Here is a 1,572-nt window from a genome sequence, read left to right on the forward strand (position 1 = left end):
ACCGGTCAGCGCGTGCACAAGCCAGTGAAAATCACCAAAGTGTTTGATAAGTGTTCGCCACTTATCTATAACGCACTGACTTCCGGCGAACGTCTGCCTAAAGTTGAAATTAAATGGTACCGCACATCAGCAACAGGCAGCCAAGAGCATTACTTTACCACCACATTGACTGATGCCATCGTCGTGGATGTTACCGCATCAATGCCGAACTGCCAGGATCCTGGTCAGGCGCATTTTACTCATCTTGAAGATGTACTCATGACTTACCGTAAAATCGACTGGACCCACGAAGTGTCGGGTACATCGGGCGGTGACGACTGGCGCACTGCAATGAAGGCATAAGCCTGAGATCTGTCTCGAAGGGGGCAGGTTTCCCTCTTCATTTTCTTCTGTTTTCAGAACATAAATCGATGTGTTTACATTTGCCAGTTCGTATATCTCTGGTATGCGGTAGCTGTGTATTAATCAGGATGACGTTATGGCAAGGAACGCCAATCAGGCGCAATTTGAATTAGATGTTGCAACGATCAATCTTCCGTTAAGGCTCTATGCTTTCGAAGGTCAAGAAGGTATCAGTCAATTATTCAATTTCTCAGTTATTTTCGTGTGCGATGATCCGGCCCTGCAGCTCGACAGCTGGCTGCAATTACCCGTGCGTTTAGCCCTGTATCATAATAATGGCCTCGAACCGCGTTTTGTGTGCGGAATGGTCTACGGTATCGAGCAGCTAACCCACAGTGATCGTCACTGTCAGTATCGTCTGACGATAACCCCTCGCGTCCAGCTATTAACCCACCGCACTAACTTCCGTATTTTTCAGAACCAGAGCGTCTCTGACATTATCACCACCATCTTTACCGATGCGGGGATTTTAAGCCATGAATATGAACAGCGGCTCTCAAATAGTCTCCCGGTGCGTGAATACTGCGTGCAATACGGTGAATCGGATATGCGGTTCATTGCCAGGTTGATGAGTGAAGAAGGGCTCCATTACCATTTTGAACACACCGAGACCGGTCATGTTATGGTCATTGCCGACGGGCAGGATGGCTTTCTCGAACTGCCCGCATTGCCATACCGGCACAGTCACGGCATGGCAAAAGACCGCGACATCATTCATCACTTTTCGCTGTTAGAGCAAACCCAGACCGGCAAAGTGTCGCTGACCGACTTCACCTTTGAGCGCCCCGATTTCAGACCGCAAGGGCTCAAGGTCAGCAATATCTCTAACGAACAACCTCTGGAAGCCTTTCATTATCCCGGCCAGTTCACAACCGACGCCGACGGAACACGTATCGCGACACTAACCTTAGAGCAGGCCAGAATTCATAAGCAGCGGGTAACCGGGAAAAGTGACTGTACCCAACTCACCAGCGGGTATTTTCAGCCGCTGGAAGCGCACCCCAATGATCAATGGAATGAACCCTGGCTGCTGGTGGAAGTGAAACACCAGGGCAAGCAGCCACAGGCATTGGAAGAGTTTGCTGACGGGGCGGCAACCTATAACGCAGATTTTATCGCCACTCCGTGGGAAGCCGCGTTTCGAGCCGAGCCCATTACCAAGCCGTATAT

At 50.1% G+C, this 1,572-nt stretch carries 2 protein-coding genes; both read left to right on the plus strand.

Features of this window, described 5'->3' with window-relative positions:
• Nucleotides 1-342, plus strand: a 342-nt coding sequence (gene tssD / locus AC2204_RS20565) for a type VI secretion system tube protein TssD (protein ID WP_318927754.1), incomplete at its 5' end; no start/stop codon positions are given.
• Nucleotides 343-478: 136 nt separating this feature from the next.
• Nucleotides 479-1,572: type VI secretion system tip protein TssI/VgrG (gene tssI, locus AC2204_RS20570; protein ID WP_318927755.1), on the plus strand; the 1,094-nt coding region annotated here is incomplete at its 3' end.

It is taken from the genome of Photobacterium sp., from assembly GCF_057456235.1.